Genomic DNA, 23,780 nt, shown 5'->3' with positions numbered 1-23,780 from the left:
TTACGTGGAATATTTTTTCCAATACGCTGTACCCGAACCGGACCAGACGCAGTGCATCGTTTCAGCAGTTGCCGCAACATTTGTCCGCCCATGATTTTCCCTGCGCCTACGCTGTAGACTGCGACCAGCCAACCTATTGTCGAGGGCCGGCCTTTTTTCGGGCCGCCCTATAAGAACAAGCCAGAAGGATTTTCTATGACCCGCCCCGATGATCTGCCGGCGCCGTCCGAGAGCGCGTCCGAAACCGCCCTCCCGAGCCCACCGATCAATGCCGAGCGCCTGCTGCAACTGATCACCGATGAATACGAAAGCCTGCCGCGCCAGCTCAAACGCATCGCCAGCTACATGAGCCAGCAGAGCGACCGGATCATGGTCGACCGCATCAGCGACATCGCCCGGGAGTGCGAAGTGCACCCCTCGGCCATCGTCAGGTTTTCCCAGCGTTTCGGTTTCAGCGGGTTCAGCGAAATGCAGGCGTTGTTCCGCGAGGCCTACACCCACAAGACCACCCCGGTGCAGAACTACCAGCAGCGCATCCGCAGCATGATCGCCAACAAGTCACAGAAAGCCAGCGGCGGCGACCTGGCCCGTGAGTGCGTCAACGCGACCCTGTCGGGCATTGAGCGGCTGGGGTTGGAGCTGGATGACCAGGCGTTCGAAAAGGCCGTGGACCTGGTGGTCAACGCCGACAATATCTATGTGGTGGGTGTGCGCCGCTCGTTCGCGGTGGCCGATTACCTGGTCTACAACCTGCAACACACCAATAAACGCATTCACCTGGTGTCCGGCCTGGGGGGCAGTTACCGCGAGCAGATGCGCAGCGTGCGCGCCAACGACCTGGTCATCGCCATCAGCTTCACGCCCTATGGCAAGGAAACCCAGCACTGCCTGCGCATTGCCCAGCACCATCAGGCCAAGACCCTGATCATCACCGACAGCAACCTGTCGCCCCTGGCCAAACGGGCCAACGCGGTGTTGCTGGTCAACGAAGGCAGTTCGTTCGCCTTCCGTTCGTTGAGTGCCACGTTGTGCCTGTGCCAGGCATTGTTCATCGCCGTGGCTTACCGACTGGAACTCAAGGTCGATGAAATCCATGAACAGGTCGGGTTCGAGGATTAACGCCCGCAAAGAATTACTCAAGGAGAAGTCATGAAACTGATCGGCATGCTGGATTCGCCCTATGTAAGACGCGTCGCCATTTCCGCCAAGTGCCTGGGGGTTGCCCTGGAGCACGAGTCCGTTTCGGTGTTCAGGCATTTCGAACAGTTCCAGCGCATCAACCCGGTGGTCAAGGCCCCGACCCTGGTGCTGGACGATGGCTCGGTGCTAATGGACTCCACGTTGATCATCGATTACCTGGAGGCCTTGGCTGCTCCGGGGAAAAGCTTGATGCCGGCCGACCTTGGGCAGCGGGTGCGATCACTGCGCCTGATTGGATTGGCCTTGGCGGCCTGTGAGAAGTCGGTGCAGATCTACTATGAACGCAACCTGCGGGAGATCCAGCACGCGCCTTGGGTTGAACGCGTAGAAGGCCAACTGGCGGCGGCTTATGGAATGCTGGAGCAGGAACTGGAAAAACAGCCGTTGAGCACTGATGGCAAACTCGATCAGGCCGGCCTCACTGTCGCGGTGGCCTGGAGCTTCACCAACCTGGTGGTGCCGGACCAGGTGCAGGGCAAGGCTTTCCCGTTGATCAGCGCGTTCACCGCCTATGCCGAAGGGTTGGAGGCGTTTGTCAGCACGCCGATGGAATAACGGATGGGTGTGGTTTCTGTGGGATTCGGCGGTGTACTTCGATTGTGTATCCAGCCAATCCCTTGTGGCGAGGGAGCTTGCTCCCGCTGGGCTGCGCAGCAGCCCCAACCATTTGCCTGACACACCGAGTCGCCAGGTCTCAGGGCCGCTTCGCGCCCCAGCGGGAGCAAGCTCCCTCGCCACTGGGGACGGTGGCGATGGGCAGATTCGTGCATGTTCCCACAGTTATTTTCGGGTAACTGTGGGAGAGGTGTTCACCTCAGCTCCTTCATGGGTCCCCTTCAGGCCAGCTCCAGGTCCTTCGGCTCGACGACACTCGGTGCCACTTCGAAGCGATCCGCCAGGAACGGCGTAAGGTCCAGCGGCAGCGGTTCGTTGTTCACCAGCTTGTCCAGCAGCACCCCAGTGATGGCCGAGGTCAGGATGCCGGTGCGGAAATGACCGCAGGCGTTGAGGTAGCCCTCTACCCCGCGCATCGGCCCCAGGATCGGCAATTCATCAGGTGACCCCGGGCGCAGGCCGGCCCAGGTTCGTTTCAGGTTGATGTCGACCAATTGCGGGATACACCGTACTGCGCCTTGCACCAACCCTTCGATCTCCGGATAGGTCGTGGTCACGTCGAAGCCTTTGTCTTCGGTGGTGCTGCCAATGAGGATCTCACCGTTGTCTTTCTGCGCCACGTAGCAGTCGCTGGTGGTCAGGCAGCCGTTGAGGATTTTCGGCATGCGCTCGGTCAACAGGATCTGCCCCTTGACCGGTTTGACCGGAATCCGCACGCCAGTGGCCTGCTCACTCAGGTCCGCCGCCCAGGCACCGGCCGCGTTGATCAGGGTCTGGCAGTTGAACGTCCCCGCCTCGGCGGTTTTCACGCCTGTCACCCGCGTGCCGCTGCGCAGCACCTCGGTCACGCTGGTGTTGAAGAACAGGTCGACACCGTTCTGCCGGGCGCCTTCAGTGTAGGCATCGGCCAGGCGGAACGGACTGACCTGGTGATCGCAGAGAAACTCCAGCGCCCCCAAGGCTTCATGGCTGACATTCGGCTCCGCCTCACGCAGCGCAGCCTGGTCAAGCCAGCGCACCTGGTCCGCCAGGTGGGGAATGCAGGCGACGATGTGCTCGGCGTACAGACGGTCTTCGTCGTCGTAGATCACGAACTTGAGCCCGGTCTGCTCGAACTTGAAATCCATGCCATGGTTGTCGATCAACTCGCGGTGCAACTGCGGATACATCGCGTTGGACTGCAAGGCGAAATCAAAGAACGACTGGGGCAGGATATGCGGCGTGCTGGCGTCCACCGCCACCGCGGCGCCTTGGGTCTGGCGCTTGCGGTTGGCCGACATCATGCGAAAGAAAATCACCCCGCAGCCCAGGCCCACCGACTCACCAATGGCCCACAGGCCGCCCGCCGAAGCGCGGGTCGCGTTGCCGGGGCGCTTGGCGTCGATCAGGGCGACTTTCAGGTGTTTGCGCTTGGACAGTTGATAGGCACAGGAGGCGCCGATCACACCGCCACCGGCGATGACCACGTCATAGTGCTTAATCATGGGAAACGGCCTCCGTGCCCAGGTTCTGGAACGCTGAGAAGGGAATCGGATCGATGGGGAAACGCGGTCGCAGCCAGCCCACGTCGGCACGCCCAGTAGCCTCGCGCAAGCGGTCGCTGCAATAGCCGACACACATCCGCCCCTGGCAATCGCCCATGCTCACGCGGGTGCGCATTTTCAGGCTGGCCATGTCTTGCACACCCTGCTCCAAGGCCCGGTCGATGTCGGCGCGGGTGGTGTGCTCGCAGCGACAGATCACCGTATCGGCGGCCGGCAACGCGGTTTGCCCGGCGCCGCGCTGGGTGTAGCGGTCCACGGCGGCGCGGAAGCGAATGATCCGCTCCAGTTGCGCCTGGTAGCGTTCGCGGCGCGCCAGGGCCGTGGACGGATCCAGCACGTTGCGTTGCATCAGGATCGACAGCGCCGCGATGCGTCCACTCAGCATGGCCGCTTCACCGCCGCGAATCCCGCCCATGTCGCCGGCCAGGTGAATGTGCGCTTCGCTGCTCTGTTGCCAGGCATCGGACACGGCCCGCAAATAGCCGTCGTCGCTGAAACCGTGCTCCAGGCCCATTTGCTGGCTCAATTGAGTCCGCGGGATAAACCCGTAGCCGACCGCCAGCGTCTGGGCCGGGACCTGTTCAGCGCGTTTGAGGTCGGGTTCCCAGCTTGTGGAGTAAGGCGCGACGGTAACGACGCTCAACGCTCCCTCGCCGTCAGCCTGCACCACGCCCCAGCCATAGCGCACGGGAATGCGATTGAGCTTGAGGTAGGCCAACATGCTCAGGCCGTCGAGGAACAGTTGCGGCTTGTTCAGCAACGCCAGGCTTTCCTTGGCGATCCGGCCGAACGCACAGGCCTCATACACACCCGCCACCGCCACGCCCGATGCGTGCAGTTGACAAGCCACCAGTGGCAACAACGGACCGGTGCCAGCGATCACCACCGGGCTCGGCGGCTTGACCACACCGCTCTTGATCTGCAATTGCAGGCCCCCGAGCATCATCACGCCCGGCAGGGTCCAGCCCGGAAACGGCACGCTGCGTTCGTGACAACCGGCCGCCAGCACCAGATGGGAATAGGCGACCTCGCCCAGGCGCTCGTCGGCATCCAGCAGCACCAGCGCCCGGAAGCCTTCGGCCCCCATGACACGACTGCTCAATCGCACGTCGATCAGGCCGGCGTGTTGCTGGAATTCACCGTGGAGTTTCTCCAGGGCTTCGCTGTAGCGCGGGCCCAGGTAATCCAGGCGCACGCCATCGCGCAACGGTCCGCGATACACCACGCCCCCCAGGCGCGGCGCTTCTTCGAGCAAGGTGCAGCGCACGCCGTGGGAGGCCAGTTCGATGGCTGCGGCCATCCCCGCCGGCCCACCGCCGACAATCACCGGATCGAGGTTCATGGCGCCTCCGTTTCGGTGATGCGGTTGACCCGGGTTTCGATCTGCATGCCGGGGCGTACCAGGGTCTGGCAGGCGCGGCGCTTGTGGCGGCCATCGATCTTGACCAGGCAGCATTGGCATACACCCATGCCGCAATAGGCACCGCTGATCTGGTCGTGATCGTTGCGGGCCACCTGCCGTTGACCCAGGGACTGGATGACGGTGAGGACGGTTTCACCGTGGGCGGCGCTGACGGCCTGCCCGTCCAGGCGCACCGTCATGTCGGCCTGGGTCAGCGGCTGGATATCAAATTTTCGGCGTAGAAGGTCTTGAGGTTGCATCATACTGCTCTTCCTTGAAGGTTCTGTGAGGTTTCGGCTCCTTGCGGTACACCACATGCTTCAGTGCCCGGCAGCGACAGTGCGCTACAACAGGGCAACAGACACAACATGATGGTTCGCACCGATTTATGTTAGGGATTATTTGTGACCAAGTGTTGATCCAGGCCAGGGAATCCGCATGCCGGCTCATGAACTTTTTTTCAGAAAGCCGACAGCTATTCTTTGGCAGAATGCTGCGCAATAGCATCAACTTCCCCACACGGTACCGCCCATGAACCGCATCCTGACCATCGAAGACGACGCCGTGACCGCCCGTGAAATCGTCGCCGAGCTGACCCGCAACGGCCTGGACGTCGATTGGGTCGACAACGGCCGCGAAGGCCTGGAACGGGCGGTGAGCGGCGACTACGACCTGATCACCCTCGACCGCATGCTGCCCGAGCTCGACGGCCTGGTGATCGTCACCACGCTGCGCACCATGGGCGTGGCCACGCCGATCCTGATGATCAGCGCCCTCTCCGACGTGGACGAGCGGGTCCGTGGCTTGCGGGCCGGCGGCGACGATTACCTGACCAAACCGTTCGCCACCGACGAAATGGCCGCCCGGGTCGAAGTGCTGCTGCGGCGCAACAATGGCGCCCGCGAGCCGGAAACCGTACTGCGGGTAGCCGACCTGGAGCTGAACCTGATCAGCCGAGAAGCCAGCCGCAACGGGCAACTGCTCAGCCTGCTGCCCACCGAATACAAGCTGCTGGAATTCCTGATGCGCAACAGCGGGCAGATCCTCTCGCGCATGATGATTTTCGAGGAAGTCTGGGGCTATCACTTCGACCCTGGCACCAACCTGATCGACGTGCACATTGGCCGCCTGCGCAAGAAAATCGACCCGCCGGGCCTGGAACCGCTGATTCGCACGGTACGGGGTTCCGGCTATGTCATTGCTGAACCCTGCTAAAGGCTGGCGCTCCTCCAGCAGCCGTCTGCTGGCGCTGTACAGTTCGCTGTTCGTGATCTGGAGCGCGATCCTGATGGGGGTGATGTACTACGAGGTATTTGGCTACCTCGACAGCCTGGCCAAGCACTCCCTGATGCAGCGCCAGCACCTGTTCGCCCGGATCCATGGCGATCAACTGGAAGATGCGCTCATGGCCAGCCTGACGCTGGACGAGCGCGGTGTCGACGCCTACGGGCTGTTCGATCCGCAACTGCGCCATTTGAGCGGGCCGATCGTGCGGATCCCGGCGGACCTGCCGTTGGACGGCAAGATCCACATGCTCGGCGGTTGCGTCGATTCCGACGACCCCAGCGTGCCTTCCGACAGTTGTGACGCGGTGGCGAGCCGGACCCAGGACGGCCGCTGGCTGGTACTTGCGCGGGACAATGGCTCGTTGTTCGCCGTGACCCGCATCATCTTGCACGCGCTGTTCTGGGGGGTATCGCTGACGATCCTGCCGGGTATCGCCGGCTGGCATCTGCTGCGCCGTCGACCGCTACGACGGATTCGCCAGTTGCAGGCCAGTGCCGAAGCCATCGTTGCCGGCGACCTGACCCATCGCCTGCCGCTGTCGAGCCGGCGTGATGAATTGGACATGCTGGCGGCGATCGTCAATGCCATGCTCGACCGCATCGAACGCTTGATGAATGAGGTCAAGGGCGTGTGCGACAACATCGCCCATGACCTGCGCACCCCCTTGACGCGTCTGCGTGCCCAACTCTATCGCATCCAGCAACAGGCGCCGGACGGCTCGCCCGAGGCCTTGCAAATGGATCAGGTGATCGCCGAGACCGACACCCTGATGGCGCGGTTTCGGGGGTTGTTGCGGATTTCCGAGCTGGAAGACCAGCAGCGGCGCTCGGGTTTCGTGCGCCTCGACCCGCTGCAGTTATTGCAGGAGCTGCATGACTTTTACCTGCCGCTGGCCGAGGAAGGCGAGCTGACCTTCAGCCTCGAGGTGCCTGATGCGCTGCCCCTGCTCAACGGCGACCGGGCATTATTGTTCGAGGCCGTCTCGAACCTGCTGAGCAACTCCATCAAGTTCACCCCGCCGGGAGGCACAGTGATCCTGCGTGGGGTCGATCAGGGCGACAGCACCCGCATCGAAGTGCTCGACTCGGGCCCGGGCATCCCCGAGGCGGAGCGCAAGGCCGTGTTTCGCCGTTTCTACCGTGCCGAGGGCAGCAGCCAGCACGGCGGATTCGGCCTGGGCCTGTCGATCGTCGCGGCGATCGTCAATCTGCATGGGTTCACGCTGGAGGTAGGCAGCAGCGAACACGGCGGCGCGCGGTTGGTGCTCGATTGCCGGGGGACGTTGCTTTAGCTCGTCGGGGTTGTGGAAACCCATCGGGACCTGTGAAACACATCACTTGTGGCGAGGGGATTTATCCCCGTTGGGCTGCGAAGCAGCCCCGATTCCGTGCTTCGTTTGCAATGGCGAGCGCTTCGCACTCGAACGGGGATAAATCCCCTCGCCACACCGGGCTCACTCACTGGCCATTCCGTCCCTCAAGGGTCACCGCGATGCAGCGGGATATTTTCCAGCTCATAGCGCAGCTCTTCGATCAACTTGGCGATGCTCTCTTCCGAGCGGACGCTGTCGACACTCATGCCGCTCACCACCAGGTCCACCTCACCGCTTTCACGGTGATACAGGCGTACGGTGAGGGTGCCGTCACCATTGAGGCTGCATTCGCAGGCCAGCGGCGTAAAGCTTTCTTCCAGGCGAGTGCGCAAGGGGGCCAGATGGGTCATGAGATGCACCTCAGCCCTGGGGGCACAAATGAACGGTGGACAGCACCGACCTCCTGGTCCGCATAGGCATCCTGTCGCTCTCATACTGGGTTAGTTCACTGCACATTGTGGCGTATTCCTTGACTGTTTCGTGGGGACGCGACATCACAGACGATGTCGCACACTGACAGCCTAAGGAACCGAACCCCCATGCAAAACCCGAATTTGCACCAGCATGCCCGGTGCATTTGCACTGGCTATCATGGTGCCTTCATTCGCCATTCGTTCGCGAATAAGCCTCGCTCCCGCGCCCAGACAATCGCCTCGCTGCGGCTATGGACATCCAGTTTCGAATACAGCGTAGCCACGTGATTGCGCACGGTATTGGGCGCCAGCTTCAGGCGTGCGGCGATTTCCTTGTCTGCCAAGCCTTCGCAAATCAGCCCCAGCACGTCGCGCTCCCGGGCCGTCAGCTCGGTGAATGACACGCTGGGCACGTGGGCGTTGATGCTCTTCACGTTAGCCAATTTTTCAATCAGGGTCCGACTGAACCAGGACGCGTCTTTCATCACCTCTTCGATAGCCGCCACCAGCTCCAGCTCCGAGCGTTTGCGCTCGGTGATGTTCATCAGCACCAACAGATAGCAAGGTTTGTCCTGGATGAGCACCGTATCGGCGGCGACCTCACAGTCGATGAGTTCGCCACCCTTCTTGTGCACCTTGACGTCGATACTCGAGACAGCGGCGGCTTTTTCCAGCCGGGCAAACAGCGCGGCGCTGGCGTCCTTGTCGAGAAAGCCGATTTCCTCCACGGTTTTTCCCAACAGCTCTTCGCTGGCGTAACCGGTGGTCTGGAGAAACGCCTCGTTGATTTCCAACAACTGCTGTTCAGCGCTGCACACCAGCGTGGGTACGGGCGACAGGCGGAACGACTTGGCAAAGCGCTCCTCGCTCTGGCGCAGAGCCGTTTCCGCCTTGCGTCGCGGCTCCATGTCCATGAAGGAAAACAGCATGCAGTCTTCGTCGTGCAGGTCCAGCGGCTGGCCGGCGACGATCACCTGTTTGCAGGTGCCGTCGGGCAATTTCAACTCGGCCTGCATTTGCGGAATGGTCGCGCCCTGCCCCAGGCGTTCGATGGCCAGGTCGCGTCTTTCGGCGGCTTCAAGCACGTCAAGCTCATAGACCGAACGCCCAATCACCTGCTCGCGACTGTAGCCGGTCATCTCCAGGAATCCCGGATTGACCTTGATGTAACGCAGGTCACTGAGGCGACAGATCACCGCCGGTGCCGGGTTGGCCCCGAAGGTTTTCTCGAAGCGCTGCTCGGCGCTGGCCCATTCGGTGGCATCGCTGAGGATCAGCACGAGAAGCTCCGGCTCGCCGTTGCGATCGGCCAGCACCATGCTGCGGATCCGATGCACCCAGGTCCGATCCGGGTCGGCCTGGGGCGTGACTTCCACCAGCACATCGCTGAACTCATCGCCACGGGCAACCCGGGCGATGGGGTAGTTGTCGTCGCTCAGCGGGTGATTGTTGCGATAACGCAAATTGAAACGCCGGGCGTATTGCCTGGCCGTGGTGCCCAGCTCACTGAGATCCTTGACCCCGTGCATCGCCAAGGCCGCTGCGTTGGCCCAGGCAATGGTCTGGTCGACCTCGATCAACATCACCCCGTCGGACAGCCCGGCAATGATCTGCAGCAATTGACGACGGTTGGTATCGGTGGTCGGGACTTGCTGATTCATTGGGTCTCCATGTGGTCAGTAGGTTTCAAGCATGGATGCGTTGAAGGTTACGACCACATGGGTTTGCAATAGTGCATCGGCCCTTCAAGCCGCCATGCGCCCCTCGGCAATCGCTTGTGAGGCGGCCAGCATCGCTCGCAGCAGCACTGCGCAACCGGCGGCGAGGTCGTCCGGGGCGGCGTTTTCGATTTCGTTGTGGCTGATACCCCCTTCGCAAGGCACGAAGATCATCCCGGCCGGGCCCAGTTCGGCGAGGAAGATTGCGTCATGACCGGCACCGCTGACGATGTCCAGGTGGGATAGGCCCAGCCCTTGGGCCGCGCCGCGTACGGCGTCGACGCAGCCCTTGTCGAAATACAGCGGCGGGAAATCGGCCGTGGGTTTCAAATCGAAGGTCAGGCCGTGTTGCTGGCAGGTGTCTTCGATCACCTGCTTGACCTCGGCGATCATCGAATCCAGCCGCGCCGGTTCCAGGTGACGAAAGTCCAGGGTCATGCGCACTTCGCCGGGGATGACATTGCGCGACCCCGGATAAGCTTGCAGGCACCCGACCGTGCCGCAGGCATGGGGTTGATGACCGAGGGCGGCGCGGTTGACGGCGCCGACGATGATCGAGGCGCCCACCAGGGCGTCCTTACGCAGGTGCATCGGGGTCGGGCCGGCGTGGGCCTCGACGCCGCGCAAGGTCAGGTCGAACCATTTCTGTCCCAATGCGCCCATCACCACACCGATGGTCTTGCCCTCGTCTTCGAGGATCGGCCCCTGTTCGATGTGCGCCTCGAAATACGCCCCCACCGGATGCCCGCTGACCGGGCGCGGGCCGGCATAGCCGATGGCATTGAGCGCCTGGCCCACGCTGATGCCCTCGGCGTCGACCTTGGCGAGGGTTTCTTCGAGGGTGAATTTTTCCGCGAACACGCCGGAGCCCATCATGCACGGGGCGAAACGCGAGCCTTCTTCGTTGGTCCACACCACCACTTCCAGCGGCGCTTCGGTTTCGATGTTCAGGTCGTTGAGGGTGCGCAACACTTCCAGCCCGGAGAGCACGCCAAAGCAGCCGTCGAACTTGCCACCGGTGGGCTGGGTGTCGATGTGGCTGCCGGTCATCACCGGTGGCAGGTTCGGATTGCGCCCCGGGCGACGGGCGAAGATGTTGCCCACCGCATCGATGCTGACGGTGCAGCCCGCCGCCTGGGTCCATTGCACGAACAGGTCGCGGGCCTGGCGGTCGAGGTCGGTCAGGGCCAGCCGACACACACCGCCCTTGACCGTGGCACCGAGCTGGGCCAGGTCCATGAGCGACTGCCACAGGCGATCGCGGTTGATGTGCGGGTGGGTGGACTGTAGGACATCGATGGCAGCATTCATGAGGGTTCTCCTTTTTTCAGGCATTTTTTGGTGTGTCTGGGGCCGCCATCGCGAGCAGGCTCGCGATGAGGCCCGCCTTCACACCGCAGATTTGGCGATGGATGGGCTCGCACGCAGACTGCACAACCCGTAATAAATCACCCCGCCCAGCGCCGAGCCGGTGAACCAGCCGTAGCTGTAGAACCAACTGAACGCATCGCTGCCCAGGGACAGCAGCGTCAGCACCACCGGCACGCCAAAGGCGATGAAGCCGTTCCAGTTCCACGCCGGGTAAACGTCGTCGCGGTACAACCCGGCCAGGTCCAGTTGCTGTTTCTTGATCAGGAAATAATCCACCACCATGATCCCGGCAATCGGCCCCAGCAGGCTCGAATAGCCCAGCAGCCAATTGGAATAGACCGACTCCAGGCTGACCTCGGACACAATCAGGCCAAGCTTCTTCAGCAGTTCGTGGGCCATCAGCGCCAGCCCCACCAACCCGGTGAGCATCACCGCCTTGGTGCGGCCGATCAGTTTCGGCGCCAGGTTCTGGAAGTCGTTGGTGGGCGAAACGATGTTGGCGGCGGTGTTGGTCGAGAGCGTGGCGACAATGATCAGCACCATCGCCAGAGCCACCCACACCGGGCTCTGGATGTGCCCGATCAAGGTCACCGGGTCGGAGACGGTCACCCCCACCAGTTTTTCCGAGGCGGCGGTCATGACCACGCCGAGGGAGGCGAACAGGAACATGGTCAATGGCAGGCCAATGATCTGCCCCACGATCTGGTCTTTCTGACTCCTGGCATAACGGCTGAAGTCAGGAATGTTCAACGACAGCGTAGCCCAGAAACCGACCATGGCCGTCAGGCCGGCAAGGAAGTAGCTGGTCACGCCGGCGCCTTCGGGACGCTTGGCCGGGACCGCCATCAGTTCAGTCAATGAAACGTTGGGCAATGCCCACACCAACAGACCGACGCCCACCAGCACCAGCAGCGGCGCTGACAAGGTTTCCAGCCACTTGATCGACTCGGCACCGCGCAGCACCACCCACAGGTTGATGACCCAGAACACCATGAAGCCGATCACTTCGCCGGTGCCACCCAGGCTCTTCCAGCCTTCGAACACCGAGCCGAGAAACAGGTGGATCGCCAGCCCGCCGAACATGGTCTGGATCCCGAACCAGCCACAGGCCACCAGGGCGCGGATCAGGCACGGCACGTTGGAACCAATCACGCCGAAGGATGAACGCAAAAGCACCGGAAACGGAATGCCGTACTTGGTTCCGGCAAAGGCATTCAGGGTCAGGGGGATCAGCACGATGATGTTGGCAAACAGAATCGCCAGCAGCGCCTCGCCCACCGTCAGGCCGAAATAGGCGGTGAGCACGCCACCGAGGGTGTAGGTCGGCACGCAAATCGCCATGCCCACCCACAGTGCAGTGATGTGCCATTTGTTCCAGGTTCGCTCATGCACCTTGGTCGGCGCGATGTCGTGGTTATAACGGGGGCTGTCGAGGACGTCGCTGCCGGCTTCAAGCTCGAACAATCCGTCGCGCTCGGTCACTGTTGATCTGGTCATGTCCGCTCCACTGTTTTCATTATTTTTGCTCATCGACGGGCGATGGCCGGAGTACTTGCACGCGTGCTACCGACCACCCCGCCAGACCCACGACGGCACTCAATAACCGTGCCGGATAATGCGCTGAGCTGACCGGATGATCGATATAACCCTTTCAACCTTTTGATGTTTAACGTTTTAGAGCCACGTTATTGCCTTGTTTCACTCCCGGCTTACCGCTCTTGAGGCTAGATGACCTTCACGCCCTGTCGAGGGGGAGATTCAAAGTGGTGCACCCCGGATCAACGCAAGGTGTCTAGACCGCACTTGCAACGCTTTCAAGCCGCTGATTTACCATGACAAATCTCGCTCAAATAACGATCCTGTCAAGTGCGTCAAAATGGTGAGCAGGCTCACCATTTTGGTGAATTTATAAATTAATCCTTTAATTTCAATAAGTTAATTAACAAATAAACTTATAAAAAATAATCTTGCTCATTTCATAAACTCCAGCTAGCGTCTAATCCTGACAGTCGTGACAAGAATATAAACCGCCACGACTTTACCTACCGTGATCGATAAAACATAAAGAACCGGCAACAGTCGGTCATGCCTGCGAGGAACTCGGAATGTCTCTGTTGATCCGTGGCGCCACCGTTATTACCCATGATGAAAGTTATCGCGCCGATGTGTTTTGCGCCGACGGCGTGATCAAGGCCATCGGTGACAACCTGGATGTTCCGGCCGCTGTCGAAGTGCTCGATGGCGGCGGTCAATACCTGATGCCCGGCGGCATCGATCCCCATACGCATATGCAGTTGCCGTTCATGGGCACGGTCGCCAGCGAGGACTTCTTCAGCGGCACGGCGGCAGGTCTGGCCGGAGGCACCACGTCGATCATCGACTTCGTGATTCCCAACCCCCAGCAATCGTTGATGGAAGCCTTTCACCAATGGCGTGGCTGGGCCGAGAAAAGTGCCAGCGACTACGGTTTTCACGTGGCAATCACCTGGTGGAGCGAACAGGTCCGCGAAGAAATGGCCGAGTTGGTCAACCATCACGGCGTGAACAGCTTCAAGCATTTCATGGCCTACAAGAATGCGATCATGGCGGCCGACGATACCCTGGTGGCAAGCTTCGAGCGCTGCCTGGAACTGGGCGCGGTGCCCACCGTGCACGCCGAAAACGGCGAACTGGTCTACCACCTGCAACGCAAACTGCTGGCCCAGGGCATCACCGGCCCCGAGGCCCATCCGTTGTCGCGTCCTTCGCAAGTGGAAGGCGAAGCCGCGAGCCGGGCCATCCGCATCGCCGAAACCCTGGGCACACCGCTGTACCTGGTGCACGTGTCCACCAAGGAAGCGCTGGACGAAATCACCTACGCCCGCAGCAAGGGCCAACCGGTCTACGGTGAAGTACTGGCCGGGCATCTGTTGCTGGACGACAGTGTTTATCGCGACCCCGACTGGCAGACCGCCGCCGGCTACGTGATGAGCCCGCCCTTCCGCCCACGCGGGCATCAAGAAGCACTCTGGCACGGCTTGCAATCCGGCAACCTGCACACCACCGCCACCGACCACTGCTGTTTCTGCGCGGAACAGAAAGCCGCCGGTCGCGACGACTTCAGCAAAATCCCCAACGGCACCGCCGGTATCGAAGACCGCATGGCCGTGCTCTGGGACGAGGGGGTCAACAGCGGCAAATTGTCGATGCACGACTTCGTCGCCCTCACCTCCACCAACACCGCGAAGATCTTCAACCTCTACCCGCGCAAAGGGGCGATCCGCGTCGGCGCCGATGCCGACCTGGTGCTCTGGGACCCGCAAGGCAGCCGCACGATTTCCGCCAAGACCCACCATCAGCAGGTGGACTTCAACATCTTCGAAGGCAAGACCGTGCGCGGCGTGCCCAGCCACACCATCAGCCAGGGCCGGCTGGTGTGGGCCGACGGCGACCTACGGGCCGAGCGCAGCGCGGGGCGCTATATCGAGCGGCCGGCGTACCCGGCGGTGTTCGATTTGCTGAGCAAGCGGGCGGAGTTGAACAAGCCAACCGCCGTGAAACGCTGAAATCCGGGCCTTTGATCGTTCCCACGCTCCGCGTGGGAATGCCTCTGGGGACGCTCCGCGTTCCGCTCTGGGACGCAGAGCGTCCCGGGCCGCATTCCCACGCAGAGCGTGGGAACGATCAAGGCAACGAAAAAAACCACTGCCCACCAGAGGCAGCACCTCAAACACCGTGAGGCCCACTCCATGATCCAGCCCTTGAGTCACCTCCCCCATTCCCAGGAAGACCCGGCCACCCTCGCCGCCCGCTTCAGCGACCTGGCACCACCGCTCAATGCGCGCCAGGCCCACCTGGAAGCCTCCCGGTGCCTGTATTGCTACGACGCACCGTGCGTGAACGCCTGTCCAAGCGAAATCGATATCCCTTCATTCATCCGTAATATCCACCAGGACAACGTCCAAGGCGCGGCCCAGAAAATCCTCTCGGCCAACATCCTCGGCGGCAGTTGTGCCCGGGTCTGCCCCACGGAGATCCTTTGCCAGCAAGCCTGCGTGCGCAACAACGTCCATGAATGCGCGCCGGTATTGATCGGCCAGCTGCAACGCTACGCCGTGGATAACGCCCATTTCAGCGAACACCCGTTCAAACGTGCCGCCACCACTGGCAAGCGCATCGCCGTGGTCGGGGCCGGCCCGGCGGGCTTGTCCTGCGCCCATCGCAGCGCAATGCACGGCCATGACGTGGTGGTTTTCGAAGCCCGTGAAAAAGCCGGCGGCCTCAACGAATACGGGATCGCCAAGTACAAACTGGTGGACGACTACGCCCAACGTGAACTGGACTTCCTGTTGGAGATCGGCGGCATCGAAATCCGTCACGGCCAAAAACTCGGCGAGAACCTGAGCCTGAGCGACCTGCACCAGCAGTTTGACGCGGTGTTCCTCGGCCTCGGCCTGGCGGCCAGCAAACAACTGGGCCTGAGCGACGAACAGGCGCCGGGGCTGCTGGCCGCCACCGACTACATCCGCGAACTGCGCCAGGCCGACGACCTCAGCCAGTTGCCGCTGGCCGACCGCTGCATCGTGCTCGGCGCCGGTAACACCGCCATCGACATGGCCGTGCAGATGGCTCGCCTCGGCGCCCGGGATGTCAACCTGGTGTACCGCCGCGGCTTGGAAGACATGGGCGCCACCGTCCATGAACAGGACATCGCCAAGGCCAATCAGGTGCGCCTGTTGACGTGGGCGCAGCCGCAACAGGTCTTGCTCGACGACACGGGGAATGTGCGCGGCATGCGCTTCTCCCGCACCCACCTGGAAAACGGTCGGCTGGTCATCGGCACCGACACCTTCGACCTGCCCGCCGACGCCATTTTCAAAGCCATCGGCCAAGCCTTCGATGACAACGCACTGGTGGACCCGCTGGCCCGGGAGCTCAAGCGCCAGGACGGACGAATCCTGGTGGACGAACACCTGCGCACCAGCATTCCCGGTGTCTACGCCGGCGGCGATTGCACCAGCCTGGACCAGGACCTGACCGTGCAGGCCGTGCAGCACGGCAAGCTCGCCGCCGAGGCGATCAACGCTCAACTCATGCTCAACGTGGAGGCTGCGTAAATGGCCGATCTGTCGATTGTCTTCGCCGGCATCAAAGCCCCCAATCCGTTCTGGCTGGCCTCCGCGCCGCCCACCGACAAGGCCTACAACGTGGTCCGCGCCTTCGAGGCCGGCTGGGGGGGCGTGGTCTGGAAAACCCTTGGGGAAGATCCGGCGGCAGTGAACGTGTCGTCGCGCTACTCAGCCCATTACGGCGCCAATCGCGAGGTGTTGGGCATCAACAACATCGAGCTGATCACCGACCGTTCCCTGGAGATCAACCTGCGGGAAATCACCCAGGTGAAAAAGGATTGGCCGGACCGGGCGTTGATCGTGTCGCTGATGGTGCCCTGCGTCGAAGAATCCTGGAAACGCATCCTGCCGTTGGTGGAAGCCACCGGTGCCGACGGCATCGAACTGAACTTCGGCTGCCCCCACGGCATGCCGGAACGCGGCATGGGCGCGGCGGTCGGCCAGGTGCCAGAGTACGTCGAGCAAGTGACCCGTTGGTGCAAGACCTATTGCTCGTTGCCGGTGATCGTCAAGCTCACGCCGAACATCACCGACATCCGCGTCGCCGCCCGGGCCGCCCATCGCGGCGGTGCGGACGCGGTGTCGCTGATCAACACCATCAACTCCATCACCAGCGTCGACCTCGACCGCATGGTCGCCCTGCCCAGCGTCGGCAGCCAGAGCACCCATGGCGGTTATTGCGGCTCGGCGGTCAAGCCCATCGCCCTGAACATGGTCGCCGAAATCGCCCGTGACCCGCAGACCCAAGGCTTACCGATCTGCGGCATCGGCGGCATCGGCAGCTGGCGCGACGCGGCGGAATTCATCGCCTTGGGCAGCGGCGCGGTGCAAGTCTGCACCGCCGCAATGCTGCATGGGTTTCGTATCGTCGACGAGATGAAGGACGGCCTGTCACGCTGGATGGACGAGCACGGCCACGCCAACCTCCAGGCCTTCTCCGGTCGCGCAGTGAGCAACACCACCGACTGGAAGTACCTGGACATCAACTACCAGGTCATCGCAAAAATCGACCAAGAGGCGTGCATCGGTTGCGGTCGCTGCCACATCGCCTGCGAAGACACCTCACACCAGGCCATCGCCAGCCTCAAGCAAGCGGACGGCACACGTAAATATGAAGTAATCGATGAGGAATGCGTGGGCTGTAACCTGTGCCAGATCACCTGCCCGGTGCAAGACTGCATCGAGATGGTGACGGTGGACACCGGCAAGCCGTTCCTGGATTGGAACCATGATCCGCGTAATCCCTATCATGTGGCGGTTTGAAAGTTGAGGTGCCTGGGCTGACGCCATCGCGAGCTTGCTCGCGATGAGGCCCTCAGCCACAGCACAAAACCTCAGGGCTCCCCCACCAGAAGCGCCCGATCCAACTAACAGTTCTGTTAGTAGACGGCCTCCCAAAAATATCCGAGCCTGACACAACCCAGTTCGCCAAGCAGAACCCAGCCCATGTCAGCGCCGCCAATGAAAATACTGTGCCGCTATCAATATGACCCACTGGATCGCCTCGTAGGCTTGAAGCCTCTGGAGAGCCCAGGCACCCAACGTTTCTATCAAGAAGACGAGTTGGTTAACGAGATAGAGGGCCAGTCGCAGCTGACAATCATGCGTCACGGCCCCCAGCCACTGGCGCAACGATCAGGCACCGACGCCGCCGCCGAGACGATGCTGTTGGCGACGGATCAACAATGTTCGTTGCTCAGGACAGTGGCGGATACAGACTCGCGACAGATGGTCTATACCGCCTATGGTTATCGCACAGGGGAAAGCGGTTTGAGTTGTCTGCTCGGTTTTAATGGGGAGCGTCCTGACTCGATAACCGGTCATTATTTGTTGGGACAGGGTAATCGGGCTTTTAATCCGGTATTGATGCGGTTCAATAGTCCGGATGAGTTGAGTCCTTTTGATGAGGGTGGGATCAATGCGTATGCTTATTGTGGGAATGATCCGGTTAATCGGTATGATCCGAGTGGGAACATGCCATTTTTCCGACCATCGACTAGCCAAAGATATATCCGACCATCGACTAGCCAAGCATACCTGCCACCGGTACAAGAAACCGCATTAGACCTTTCCACTCCTCGCACTTTTACCCGCTCTACCCAAACTGAAACCAACCTAATAGCAGAATTGCCAGCCAATAATCACTCAACTCCCGGCACATCGTCCGGCACTCCTAGTGAAGCCCCGACGGGATTAGAAGCATTGCCTCGCGAGAGAGAAAAAAGAGGACCCTACCGTCCTAAATCGGATCATTTCTCCGAGAAAGAACTTAATAAACTAGCTAATTCTAGAATAGACCCTGGGCGTGCACGCCGGTACGATAGAATAATCGGACCACTCTTAAAAAACACTCCACACCACCTGATAGTTATAGATAAAAAACTGGAAAGCCGCTTCAAAATCGCCACTAAAAATTATTCACAACTTTTGGCTAATAGAGCGCCGAAGGATGAGCGTGGTCGTGCATCCGCTAACGTCAGAAACAGTCGAATCAGAGCCAAGGTTAAGTTCCTCGAAGATAACGCCACGTTAATTCGAAAGCAAAGATTTAAACTTTATTAGTTTCCGCCGTCACGCACCGGGCAGACAAACTAAGGCTCCAACCCAATCCCCCGCAAAATCACACTGGTCACGGTCTGCACCGCCCGTTCGAACTGCATGTCCGACAGCGACTGGTGGTCGTTGAGAATGTTGATCTGGTGGTCGAAGTCGGCGTAGTGCTGGGTCGAGGCCCAGATCATGTAGAGCAGGCTTGAGGGTTCTATCGGGAGGATGCGTTTGTCTTCCACCCATTGGCGGATTTTCGCTTCCTTCATCTTGGCCCAGTCGTAGAGGCTGGCGTCCAGGGCCTCGCCCAGGGTCGGGGCGCCGTGGATAATTTCGTTGGCCCAGACTTTCGAGCCATAGGGACGGCTGCGGGAGTGGTTCATCTTGGCGCGGATGTAGCTGCTGAGCACCACCCGGGGGTCGTCGAACATTTCGAAGCACAAGGCGTCCTGCTTCCAGACCTCCAGCAGGTCGAACAGCACGGCCTGTATAGTTCGCTTTTGGTGCTGAAGTAGTAATGCAGGTGGGGACGGGGTAAAAGCACGCCCCAAACTAACAGTTCTGCTAGTAGACGCCACTCAAAAAATATCCGAGCCTGACACAACCCAGTTCGCCAAGCAGAACCCAGCCCATGTCAGCGCCGCCAATAAAAATACTGTGCCGCTATCAATATGACCCACTGGATCGCCTCGTAGGCTTGAAGCCTCTGGAGAGCCCAGGCACCCAACGTTTCTATCAAGAAGACGAGTTGGTTAACGAGATAGAGGGTGAGTCGCAGCTGACGATCATGCGTCACGGCCCCCAGCCGCTGGCGCAACGATCAGGCACCGACGCCGCCGCCGAGACGACGCTGTTGGCAACGGATCAACAACGTTCGTTGCTCAGGACAGTGGCGGATACAGACTCGCGACAGATGGCCTATACCGCCTACGGTTATCGCACAGGGGAAAGCGGTTTGAGTTGCCTGCTCGGTTTTAATGGGGAGCGGCCTGACTCGATAACCGGTCATTATTTGTTGGGACAGGGTAATCGGGCTTTTAATCCGGTGTTGATGCGGTTCAATAGTCCGGATGAGTTGAGTCCTTTTGGGGATGGGGGGATTAATGCGTATGCTTATTGTGGGAATGATCCGGTTAATCGACATGATCCGAGCGGGAATGCTTCGTTCCCTCTCATATTGAAAGTTAGAAAGCTCGCCCAAACAGCCCTTCCGCCACTACAACGAACCACATTGAACCCTTCAACTTCTCGCACTGTTTCGGAATCTAACCAAACAAGAATACTTACGCCGCGCAAAATTTGGTCACAGCGATACAAAACTGCTCCTTCTACGCCTTCACTACTGCCAGCAGAGCCTCCGCTTACGCCACCTACACAGATTAACTCCTCAAACATCCCAATCGAAGAAATCAGCTTTATAAACCGGCTCATCAACGAGGCAACGCTGTACGATAAAGCTAGGATAATGCATCCAATCATGGATACGTGGGGCGATACTCCAACACATATACAATACAAAAAACTTCAAGCACACCATGAAACCCTTATCGCTAATAACGCATCGAGCCAAGAGCTTAATGATGCGACGGTAAAGCTTACCCTCGCTCGATGGATCGCTAAAAGCCGCGATATTGAAAAACTCACAGAAACATTGAGAACGGGAATTCGCAGCCAGTAAGTACAAGTTATAACTAACTTATGCACTACTATGTATTATCCCAATCGGTCACCGACTACGGCTCCAACCCAATCCCCCGCAAAATTACACTGGTCACCGTCTGCACCGCCCGTTCGAACTGCATGTCCGACAGCGGCTGGTGGTCGTTGAGGATGTTGATCTGGTGGTCGAAGTCGGCGTAGTGCTGAGTCGAGGCCCAGATCATGTAGAGCAGGCTTGAGGGTTCTATCGGGAGGATGCGTTTGTCTTCCACCCATTGGCGGATTTTCGCTTCCTTCATCTTGGCCCAGTCGTAAAGGCTGGCATCCAGGGCCTCGCCCAGGGTCGGGGCGCCGTGGATGACTTCGTTGGCCCAGACTTTCGAGCCGTAGGGGCGGCTACGGGAGTGGTTCATCTTGGCGCGGATGTAACTGCTGAGCACCACCCGGGGGTCGTCGAACATTTCGAAGCACAAGGCGTCCTGCTTCCAGACCTCCAGCAGGTCGAACAGCACGGCGCTGTAGAGTTCGCTCTTGGTGCTGAAGTAATAGTGCAGGTTGGAACGGGGCAATTGCACTTCGGCGGCGATGTCGGCCATGGCGGTGCTGCCGAAGCCTTTTTCGGCAAAGACCTTCTCGGCGGCCAGCAGGATTTTCTCGACGTTACTTCGACGAATCTCGATCTTGTGATTGCCCATGAGGGCTCCCTGGGGACAGCGTTGGCCAAGGTTAGCATTCACTCACTTTCGATAACACTGGGATCTCTGTGGGAGCTTGCTCACACGTTTATTGCCATTCAGGCAGATGTACGCAGCCGTTTTTGTGGCGAGGGGATTTATCCCCGTTGGGCTGCGCAGCAGCCCCCAGACCTCGCCTCGGTGTGTCAGGCGGATGGCATTTGATCGTTATGGGGGCGCTTCGCACCCCCAACGGGGATAAATCCCCTCACCACAAGTTTTTTGGTGAAGCGGCTAGCGTGCTTCGACGTTATCCAGCGCGCGGTTCGCCAATAAGGTGCCCAGTTCAATCAGTTGTTGGATGCCCAGGGCAAAATGCCGGCGTGAACCATCCAGGTCGAAAGCCAGGTCGCTGACCATGACATTGGCCGAGGCCAGGGTTTCGCTGAGGTTGGCGAGCAGGCTTTCGGTGTCGACGTCCTTGATGACGGTGAAGAGTTGGCCGGGCGCAGCCTCGGCTTCGGGCTTGTCCGGCTTGGGGTTCAGGTAATAGTCGAGTACGCGTTCGGCGGCTTCGTCGAGTTTCTTGGTTTTTTTGCGTGGTGGAGTCGGGTCGGTGTCCGGTGGGTTGGGGGTTACTTTGAACATAGTTGAAGCTCCGATGCTGTAGTAAGGGAGCCAACACCCTCTCGCTACCAAACGAATTAGGGTGGCGGCCATACGAAGGTTGGTAGACCGGGCATCGGAGCCGGCGCCTCCGAAGAGACCCTGCGCATGGCCACCAAAAAGCGAAGTGCATGATTGCACTTGCAAGAGATGACGCTATGCACCGACACCAGGGCTACCAAACCCGATCGCTGATTCCTCAGCGACCCGGAAACGATAGAACCCGGCCTCTAGGTGCACAAGCCGGCGGATTCTGGCGCAGGTGTAGGCAATGGCGCAAGACAACGTAGCCCAATCCAGAACGATCCTACATTCGGATAAACACTGCCCTGTTTGGACTGGGAATAGGGTCAACAGCACACCTGTGGCGAGGGAGCTTGCTCCCGCTGGGTGGCGAAGCCGCCCCAAAAATTTGTGCTGAAACAAAGAACTTGGGCCTGCTTCGCAGTCCAGCGGGAGCAAGCTCCCTCGCCACAGGAGACTTCTGCGTCCATTAGATCGTGGGCATTCGACTAATGTCTTAGACCAGTCATCGCACAACTACACCCCACACAACTGTTCTCAGAGTCCCGCACAGGCCTGGCGTCAAAGCCTTCTCTCTTTACATCGCTCAGCTGCAACCATTGAAATGCCTCATTTTGAAGCACACTCGAGTTGGATAATTCCGATAATGGCCAGTTGACAACGACGTGCGGCTTCCAAATAATCGCCCTCATGTTGTACGACGACGTATAACAAATAAAAACAACAAAAAAGTAGGGAGCGTCATAGTGAGCACACGTGTCCGTTTTTCGCCCGAGCACCGTCCAAACCACCGTACCCTTCTCAACACCAGCCCTGCACTGATCTTGCTCGGTTGCAGCAGCCTGTCCCTGTTTCTCCCGATGACCGCCAGCGCCGAAGGCTTCGTCGATGACGCCAAGGCTACGCTGACCCTGCGCAACGCCTATTTCAACCGCAACTTCACCAACCCGAACGCCGCCCAGGGCAAAGCCGAGGAATGGACCCAGAACTTCATCCTCGACGCCAAGTCCGGTTTCACCCAGGGTGTGGTCGGTTTCGGCGTGGACGTGCTGGGCCTGTACTCAGTCAAGCTCGACGGCGGCCGTGGCACGGCAGGTACGCAATTGCTGCCGGTGCATGACGACGGTCGCCCCGCCGATGACTTCGGTCGCTTGGGTGTCGCCCTGAAAGCCAAGGTATCGAAGACCGAATTGAAAGTCGGCGAATGGATGCCGGTGCTGCCGATCCTGCGCTCCGACGACGGTCGCTCCCTGCCGCAAACCTTCCGTGGCGGCCAGGTGACCTCCACCGAAATCAGCGGCCTGACGCTGTACGGCGGCCAGTTCCGCGCCAACAGCCCGCGCAACGACGCGAGCATGGAAGACATGTCGATGAATGGCCGCGGCGCGTTCACCTCCGACCGTTTCAACTTCGGCGGCGGTGAATACGCCTTCAACGAAAAACGCACCCAGGTCGGCGTGTGGTACGCGGAACTGTCCGACATCTACCAGCAACAATATTTCAACCTGACCCACAGCCAGCCCATCGGCGACTGGACCCTGGGCGCCAACCTCGGCTACTTCACCGGCAAGGAAAACGGCAGTGCGTTGGCCGGCGACCTGGACAACAAAACCGCGTTCGCCATGCTCTCGGCCAAGTATGGCGGCAACACCTTTTATGTCGGCCTGCAGAAAGTCGGCGGCGATGATGCCTGGATGCGCGTCAACGGCACCAGCGGCGGCACCCTGGCCAACGACAGCTACAACTCCAGCTACGACAACGCCAAGGAAAAATCCTGGCAACTGCGCCACGACTTCAACTTCGCCGCCGTCGGCGTGCCGGGCCTGACCCTGATGAACCGCTACATCAGCGGCGACAACGTGCACACCGCCACGGTCGACGACGGCAAGGAATGGGGTCGCGAAACCGAACTGGCCTACACCGTACAGAGCGGTGCGCTGAAGAGCCTCAACGTGAAATGGCGTAACGCATCGATTCGTCGGGACTACAGCACCAACGAATTTGACGAGAACCGCATTTTCATCAGCTACCCGCTTTCGCTTCTGTAACACCAGGATCCATTGCCATGAGCGCATCCCATGGCAACCTGCGGCAGGGACGCCGATCCAGAGCGGTTCGTCGATCAAACATTGACAAGGTAACGGAAGGATAAGGATATTCCCTCTCGGTCGTACGACAAC

Annotated in this window: 19 protein-coding genes and 1 pseudogene; 10 read left to right on the top strand and 10 right to left on the bottom strand. The window is 60.2% G+C overall.

Features of this window, described 5'->3' with window-relative positions; all coding sequences use genetic code 11:
• Positions 1–195 precede the first annotated feature (195 nt).
• Positions 196–1,119, top strand: a complete 924-nt coding sequence (locus tag TK06_RS02545; protein ID WP_063320674.1) for a MurR/RpiR family transcriptional regulator — start codon at positions 196–198, stop codon at positions 1,117–1,119.
• Positions 1,120–1,149: 30 nt separating this feature from the next.
• A complete protein-coding gene (locus TK06_RS02540) occupies positions 1,150–1,755 on the top strand; it encodes a glutathione S-transferase (RefSeq protein WP_063320673.1) in 606 nt (201 codons plus the stop codon).
• Between the two features lie 281 nt (positions 1,756–2,036).
• Here the strand turns inward: TK06_RS02540 and hcnC are convergent, their stop codons facing one another.
• From hcnC to hcnA, 3 genes are read right to left on the bottom strand one after another with little or no spacing between them, the layout of a single operon-like run.
• A complete protein-coding gene (gene hcnC / locus TK06_RS02535) occupies positions 2,037–3,299 on the bottom strand; it encodes a cyanide-forming glycine dehydrogenase subunit HcnC (RefSeq protein ID WP_063320672.1) in 1,263 nt (420 codons plus the stop codon).
• Positions 3,292–4,701, bottom strand: coding sequence for a cyanide-forming glycine dehydrogenase subunit HcnB (gene hcnB, locus TK06_RS02530; RefSeq protein ID WP_063320671.1), 1,410 nt, complete (start codon positions 4,699–4,701; stop codon positions 3,292–3,294). The genes hcnC and hcnB overlap by 8 nt, the downstream gene beginning before the upstream one ends.
• A complete protein-coding gene (gene hcnA / locus TK06_RS02525) occupies positions 4,698–5,021 on the bottom strand; it encodes a cyanide-forming glycine dehydrogenase subunit HcnA (protein ID WP_063325046.1) in 324 nt (107 codons plus the stop codon). The genes hcnB and hcnA overlap by 4 nt, the downstream gene beginning before the upstream one ends.
• Before the next feature lie 271 nt (positions 5,022–5,292).
• On the opposite strand from hcnA, the gene TK06_RS02520 reads away from it, so the two are divergent.
• Positions 5,293–5,976, top strand: a complete 684-nt coding sequence (locus TK06_RS02520; protein WP_003202897.1) for a response regulator transcription factor — start codon at positions 5,293–5,295, stop codon at positions 5,974–5,976.
• A complete protein-coding gene (locus TK06_RS02515; protein WP_063320670.1) occupies positions 5,954–7,339 on the top strand; it encodes a sensor histidine kinase in 1,386 nt (461 codons plus the stop codon). The genes TK06_RS02520 and TK06_RS02515 overlap by 23 nt, the downstream gene beginning before the upstream one ends.
• A 185-nt stretch (positions 7,340–7,524) precedes the next feature.
• On the opposite strand, the gene TK06_RS02510 is transcribed toward TK06_RS02515, so the two are convergent.
• The 4 genes from TK06_RS02510 to TK06_RS02495 form a co-directional block, all read right to left on the bottom strand.
• Positions 7,525–7,770, bottom strand: a complete 246-nt coding sequence (locus TK06_RS02510) for a DUF1652 domain-containing protein (protein ID WP_063320669.1) — start codon at positions 7,768–7,770, stop codon at positions 7,525–7,527.
• 239 nt (positions 7,771–8,009) lie between these two features.
• Positions 8,010–9,494 (bottom strand): helix-turn-helix transcriptional regulator, encoded by a 1,485-nt coding sequence (locus TK06_RS02505; protein WP_063320668.1) that lies wholly within the window; start codon positions 9,492–9,494, stop codon positions 8,010–8,012.
• Between the two features lie 84 nt (positions 9,495–9,578).
• Entirely contained in the window at positions 9,579–10,862 is a 1,284-nt protein-coding gene (locus tag TK06_RS02500; RefSeq protein ID WP_063320667.1) for a Zn-dependent hydrolase, read from the bottom strand.
• A 78-nt stretch (positions 10,863–10,940) separates the two neighbouring features.
• The gene (locus TK06_RS02495; RefSeq protein WP_063320666.1) at positions 10,941–12,419 is read right to left on the bottom strand and encodes an NCS1 family nucleobase:cation symporter-1; all 1,479 of its coding nucleotides are present in this window, start codon (positions 12,417–12,419) and stop codon (positions 10,941–10,943) included.
• A 608-nt stretch (positions 12,420–13,027) separates the two neighbouring features.
• Here TK06_RS02495 and hydA point away from each other — a divergent pair.
• From hydA to TK06_RS30495, 4 genes are all read left to right on the top strand, one after another.
• Positions 13,028–14,467 (top strand): dihydropyrimidinase, encoded by a 1,440-nt coding sequence (hydA, locus tag TK06_RS02490; RefSeq protein WP_063320665.1) that lies wholly within the window; start codon positions 13,028–13,030, stop codon positions 14,465–14,467.
• Positions 14,468–14,650: 183 nt separating this feature from the next.
• On the top strand, positions 14,651–16,018 hold the full coding sequence (locus TK06_RS02485; RefSeq protein WP_063320664.1) for an NAD(P)-dependent oxidoreductase: 1,368 nt from the start codon (positions 14,651–14,653) through the stop codon (positions 16,016–16,018).
• Positions 16,019–17,293, top strand: coding sequence for an NAD-dependent dihydropyrimidine dehydrogenase subunit PreA (gene preA / locus TK06_RS02480; protein WP_063320663.1), 1,275 nt, complete (start codon positions 16,019–16,021; stop codon positions 17,291–17,293).
• A gap of 183 nt (positions 17,294–17,476) precedes the next feature.
• A complete protein-coding gene (locus TK06_RS30495) occupies positions 17,477–18,592 on the top strand; it encodes an RHS repeat-associated core domain-containing protein (RefSeq protein ID WP_086936550.1) in 1,116 nt (371 codons plus the stop codon).
• 29 nt (positions 18,593–18,621) lie between these two features.
• Here the strand turns inward: TK06_RS30495 and TK06_RS02470 are convergent.
• Positions 18,622–19,115 (bottom strand): annotated as a pseudogene (locus TK06_RS02470) (TetR family transcriptional regulator C-terminal domain-containing protein); the annotation flags it as partial.
• Positions 19,116–19,208: 93 nt separating this feature from the next.
• On the opposite strand from TK06_RS02470, the gene TK06_RS30490 reads away from it, so the two are divergent.
• Positions 19,209–20,255 (top strand): RHS repeat-associated core domain-containing protein, encoded by a 1,047-nt coding sequence (locus tag TK06_RS30490; protein WP_086936549.1) that lies wholly within the window; start codon positions 19,209–19,211, stop codon positions 20,253–20,255.
• 55 nt (positions 20,256–20,310) lie between these two features.
• Here TK06_RS30490 and TK06_RS02460 read toward each other — a convergent pair whose 3' ends face one another.
• A complete protein-coding gene (locus TK06_RS02460) occupies positions 20,311–20,931 on the bottom strand; it encodes a TetR/AcrR family transcriptional regulator (protein ID WP_063320660.1) in 621 nt (206 codons plus the stop codon).
• 273 nt (positions 20,932–21,204) lie between these two features.
• Positions 21,205–21,558 carry a DUF6124 family protein gene (locus TK06_RS02455; protein ID WP_063320659.1) on the bottom strand — a complete coding sequence of 118 codons (354 nt, stop codon included), beginning with the start codon at positions 21,556–21,558 and terminating at the stop codon, positions 21,205–21,207.
• A gap of 902 nt (positions 21,559–22,460) precedes the next feature.
• Here TK06_RS02455 and TK06_RS02450 point away from each other — a divergent pair.
• Complete coding sequence (locus TK06_RS02450; protein ID WP_409077374.1) at positions 22,461–23,648, top strand: OprD family porin; 1,188 nt, start codon at positions 22,461–22,463, stop codon at positions 23,646–23,648.
• Positions 23,649–23,780 lie beyond the last annotated feature (132 nt).

It is taken from the genome of Pseudomonas fluorescens (assembly GCF_001623525.1).
Taxonomy (GTDB): domain Bacteria; phylum Pseudomonadota; class Gammaproteobacteria; order Pseudomonadales; family Pseudomonadaceae; genus Aquipseudomonas; species Aquipseudomonas fluorescens_Q.
The sequence above is the reverse complement of the archived record's forward strand: the minus strand, read 5'-3'. Positions and strand labels throughout refer to the sequence as shown.

Excerpts from the sequence above, each read along its gene's own strand:
- TK06_RS02455 (WP_063320659.1), bottom strand. The coding sequence starts at position 21,558 with ATGTTCAAAGTAACCCCCAACCCACCGGACACCGACCCGACTCCACCA.
- TK06_RS02520 (WP_003202897.1), top strand. The coding sequence starts at position 5,293 with ATGAACCGCATCCTGACCATCGAAGACGACGCCGTGACCGCCCGTGAA.
- TK06_RS02460 (WP_063320660.1), bottom strand. The coding sequence starts at position 20,931 with ATGGGCAATCACAAGATCGAGATTCGTCGAAGTAACGTCGAGAAAATC.
- TK06_RS02500 (WP_063320667.1), bottom strand. The coding sequence starts at position 10,862 with ATGAATGCTGCCATCGATGTCCTACAGTCCACCCACCCGCACATCAAC.
- preA (WP_063320663.1), top strand. The coding sequence starts at position 16,019 with ATGGCCGATCTGTCGATTGTCTTCGCCGGCATCAAAGCCCCCAATCCG.
- TK06_RS02505 (WP_063320668.1), bottom strand. The coding sequence starts at position 9,494 with ATGAATCAGCAAGTCCCGACCACCGATACCAACCGTCGTCAATTGCTG.
- TK06_RS02495 (WP_063320666.1), bottom strand. The coding sequence starts at position 12,419 with ATGACCAGATCAACAGTGACCGAGCGCGACGGATTGTTCGAGCTTGAA.
- hcnC (WP_063320672.1), bottom strand. The coding sequence starts at position 3,299 with ATGATTAAGCACTATGACGTGGTCATCGCCGGTGGCGGTGTGATCGGC.
- TK06_RS30495 (WP_086936550.1), top strand. The coding sequence starts at position 17,477 with ATGTCAGCGCCGCCAATGAAAATACTGTGCCGCTATCAATATGACCCA.
- TK06_RS02515 (WP_063320670.1), top strand. The coding sequence starts at position 5,954 with ATGTCATTGCTGAACCCTGCTAAAGGCTGGCGCTCCTCCAGCAGCCGT.
- TK06_RS02510 (WP_063320669.1), bottom strand. The coding sequence starts at position 7,770 with ATGACCCATCTGGCCCCCTTGCGCACTCGCCTGGAAGAAAGCTTTACG.
- hcnA (WP_063325046.1), bottom strand. The coding sequence starts at position 5,021 with ATGCAACCTCAAGACCTTCTACGCCGAAAATTTGATATCCAGCCGCTG.
- hydA (WP_063320665.1), top strand. The coding sequence starts at position 13,028 with ATGTCTCTGTTGATCCGTGGCGCCACCGTTATTACCCATGATGAAAGT.
- TK06_RS02545 (WP_063320674.1), top strand. The coding sequence starts at position 196 with ATGACCCGCCCCGATGATCTGCCGGCGCCGTCCGAGAGCGCGTCCGAA.
- TK06_RS02450 (WP_409077374.1), top strand. The coding sequence starts at position 22,461 with ATGACCGCCAGCGCCGAAGGCTTCGTCGATGACGCCAAGGCTACGCTG.
- TK06_RS30490 (WP_086936549.1), top strand. The coding sequence starts at position 19,209 with ATGTCAGCGCCGCCAATAAAAATACTGTGCCGCTATCAATATGACCCA.
- hcnB (WP_063320671.1), bottom strand. The coding sequence starts at position 4,701 with ATGAACCTCGATCCGGTGATTGTCGGCGGTGGGCCGGCGGGGATGGCC.
- TK06_RS02540 (WP_063320673.1), top strand. The coding sequence starts at position 1,150 with ATGAAACTGATCGGCATGCTGGATTCGCCCTATGTAAGACGCGTCGCC.
- TK06_RS02485 (WP_063320664.1), top strand. The coding sequence starts at position 14,651 with ATGATCCAGCCCTTGAGTCACCTCCCCCATTCCCAGGAAGACCCGGCC.